The 3,445-nt window shown below is 46.4% G+C and carries 4 protein-coding genes; 3 read left to right on the top strand and 1 reads right to left on the bottom strand.

Translation table 11 applies throughout. The annotated features are described in order from the left end of the window. Positions 1-879 (bottom strand): SagB/ThcOx family dehydrogenase (locus F6K52_RS34170; RefSeq protein WP_293089318.1); only part of this gene is annotated, 879 nt, incomplete at its 3' end. Between the two features lie 49 nt (positions 880-928). On the opposite strand from F6K52_RS34170, the gene F6K52_RS34175 reads away from it, so the two are divergent. From F6K52_RS34175 to F6K52_RS34185, 3 genes are all read left to right on the top strand, one after another. Continuing rightward, positions 929-1,141, top strand: coding sequence for a hypothetical protein (locus F6K52_RS34175; protein ID WP_293089320.1), 213 nt, complete (start codon positions 929-931; stop codon positions 1,139-1,141). Between the two features lie 217 nt (positions 1,142-1,358). Further along, entirely contained in the window at positions 1,359-1,898 is a 540-nt protein-coding gene (locus F6K52_RS34180) for a pentapeptide repeat-containing protein (RefSeq protein WP_293089322.1), read from the top strand. Next, entirely contained in the window at positions 1,837-3,270 is a 1,434-nt protein-coding gene (locus F6K52_RS34185; RefSeq protein ID WP_293089324.1) for an alkaline phosphatase PhoX, read from the top strand. The genes F6K52_RS34180 and F6K52_RS34185 overlap by 62 nt, the downstream gene beginning before the upstream one ends. Positions 3,271-3,445: the final 175 nt, after the last annotated feature.

Below are 3,445 nucleotides of genomic sequence, written 5' to 3' on the forward strand. Positions count from 1 at the left end.
TCTCTTTAAATTATTATCCTTAGCTTTCCAATCACCACCGTCTTTAATTTCCGTAGCGCGGTGCAAATAACCCAATAATTCGCCATCTGGAATGTCTGGGTACTTAACCTCAGTAGGAGATGCTAACACAGTTGGGGCGATGGGCAAGTTTTGTTCAACTTTGAGCTGATCGGCCAGGGGAATGACTGCGATCGCTCCTTCTTGTTCCAGGTCTAGATAAAGCAGTTCATTAACCTTTTCATCAGCAAACCCACCAATGAGGTGAGGTCGGTAATCACTCAGAGCGCCAGCTAATTCGATATTACCGAGCAGATGACCAGTGTCTAGAAAAATTCTGCGGTATGCCCGGTCTTCATAGCGCCAAGCAGAGCGATAAAATACCGCTGTAATTACAATAGCCAGTTCCGTACTCTCCAAAACTGGGTGCCAGAAGCAAGCCTCTTGCAGTGCATTCCAAACATCACTCTGCCAAAAATGAACCAGAGAATGGGTCAGACACTGATAGTTGTACAGTCCTGCTGGTAATAGGGGAGTACCACGGGAAATCAAATAAACTTCCGCTGGGTATAAGCCACCAGCAGAGGGAGCTGCCCTCAGATAAAGTGGTGGTCCCATGGTCTCCACCCTAGCCGTCAAACCATAACTACACAGTAGTAGCTGGGATAGCCGCCACCAACTCTTACTCGGTTCAGAAGTAAACTGCTCCCGGTCTTGGGAGAAGTATGGTTTTAGGTCAAAGTTAGTCCCAACTTTGTAGTCTTTAAACGGTATCGGCTGCTTCTCCCAGTCTAAGCCCTTATTTTTGGCTGATATGGTTTCTGGAGCATATTTGGTGCGCTCGTGGTAGTGCTGAGCGATTGATACTGGCAGTTGTGACATCTTAGTTGCAACAGAACAGGAAGCTTCGCTTTATATCTTGACAGGATTTTTGTCCAGATCTGCTGTTCCCAGATCTGCTGTTCCCAGATCTGCTGTTCCCAGATCTGCTGTTCCCAGATCTGCTGTTCCCAGATCTGCTGTTCCCAGATCTGCTGCTCCCTGCTCCCTGCTCCCTGCTCCCTGCTCCCTGCTCCCAGATCCGCTGTTCCCTGCTCCCTGTTCCCAGATCCGCTGTTCCCTACCTTTACCGAGAAATTTTTAAATAGGCTAATCTTTGATTATAATAAAAAAAACTGAAATTGTATAGTATTTTTTTTTTTACGTAGCAAATGTTCACAAATATTAAAAAAGAATTATAATTAACTGTGTAAGGCGCTACAAAGTTATACATTTATAAAATAATTAAGCATAAATACGCATTGACATTATTTTATAAATTGGTATTAGGCGGCAAAAGCTGACCTATATAATATAGCGCAATGAAAAAGATTGGTGGAGCCGAGTTACTCGAACAATATGCTAGGGGTAGACGAGACTTTAGTGGAGTAGATATCAGTGAAGCTGACTTGTTTGAAGCAGATATACAAGGAATTGACCTGACCAGCAGCAATCTTAAAAAGACTTACCTGCCCTACTCTAATCTAAGTCAAGCCAAGTTGCACCAAGCTCAACTTCAAGCAGTTCAGTTAAGTGATGCCCAACTCTACCAGACCAATCTCTCTGGGGCGGATCTTCAGAATGCCAATCTGTTCAGAGCAAATCTACGTCGTGCCAATTTACACGGCGCAAATCTAGCTGGTGCCAATCTCCAAGCAGCGGACTTGAGGGACACTGACCTTAGCCATGCCAATCTCAGCCATGCCAATTTAAGTAATGCTAACCTGAAAAGAGCTATCCTTACTAAGGCTCAGTTGAGGGGTTGCAACTTATTTCGAGCCGAGAACGTCGATCTTTGTGATGCCTACTTGGATAGTTCCACGATTTATCCTGATGGCCACAGAGCAGATCTGTCTGAGTGATCAAACACCTATCCGTTATTCACCAATGACTATATCACGACGTCACTTCTTTACCTTAGCCAGTGCTAGCACCGCCAGTGTAATTCTGGCATCCCCGTTGAAAGAGGTGTTTGCCAAGAAGGCCCTTGGTAAATCATTTCGAGCTAAAGGCTTCGGTTCACTTCAGCCAGACCCTAATCAATTATTAGACCTGCCAGCCGGATTTAGCTATAAAGTGTTATCCCGCACAGGTGACACCATGAGTGATAGCAATTTGGTGCCTGGTAGACCCGATGGCATGGCGGCTTTTCCTGCACCGGGAGGCAATACTGCCCTAGTGCGCAATCATGAACTTAGCCCCCATCAACTGGATAAACATGGATTGGTAGCAGTAGAGTATCTCAAATATGACCCCATGTGTCTCGGTGGGACGACAACACTAGTAGTGGGAGCCAATGGTCAACTGGTGAAACAGTACACGTCCCTTGCTGGTACAGAAAGAAACTGTAGTGGTGGACCAACCCCTTGGGGGTCATGGATTACTTGTGAAGAAAGCACCGTTACTCCCACCACTTATCCGGTAGATGACCCCAGAAGTGTTTCCATGAAGCACGGCTATAACTTTGAAGTGCCCATTACCGGTCAAGTAGTGCAAGCTGAGCCTCTAGTGGCAATGGGTCGCTTTAACCATGAAGCCGTTGCAGTAGATCCCAATACTGGGATTGTTTATCAGACTGAAGACCGGATGGATGGCCTGTTCTATCGTTTTATTCCCAAAGAACCAGGCAACTTAAAAGCAGGCGGTGTACTAGAAGCATTAAAGATCAAGGGAACATTTCAGAAAATCACGGTTAAAAACTTCCCTGTCGGTAAGCCCATGGCAGTGGAATGGGTTCGGATTGAGGATGTAGACCCCAAAGACGATACTGTGCGGGTTGAAGGTTTTGCTAAGGGAGCAACCCAATTTACCAGGGGAGAAGGGGCATGGTACGGTAATGATGAAGTTTACTTTACCTCTACTAGTGGTGGTTCGTTAAATCCAGAGACTGGATGGCCCAATGGAGCTGGTCAAGTCTGGCGCTATGTTCCTGGTAGCACTCCCCAAGAGGGTGGCACCATTGAACTGTTTGTTGAGTCCCATGACCGCAGCTTACTAGAACACCCAGATAATCTCACCATTAGTCCTTCTGGAGATCTCGTCCTCTGTGAAGATGGTGGTGGTGACCAATTCCTAGTTGGGGTTAATCCTAAAGGTGAGCTTTACCAGTTGGCACGGAATGCCCTTAACAGTAGTGAGTTGGCTGGTGTTTGCTTCTCACCAAATGGTCGGCTAATGTTCGTGAACATTCAAGAGCCTGGTATCACATTCGCAATTCAGGGCCCTTGGGTTTAGAGTCTACAGGGGAACAGGGAACAGGGAACAGGGAACAGGGAGCAGGGAACAGGGAACAGAGAGCAGGGAGCAGGGAGCAGGGAGCAGGGAGCAGGGAACAGGGAGCAGGTAATATGGCATCAAAAATCACTACAATTCATTTATAATCCCGCTCTGCATTATTTCTAAATTATTT

The organism is Moorena sp. SIO3H5, assembly GCF_010692395.1.
In the GTDB taxonomy this organism is placed as follows: domain Bacteria; phylum Cyanobacteriota; class Cyanobacteriia; order Cyanobacteriales; family Coleofasciculaceae; genus Moorena.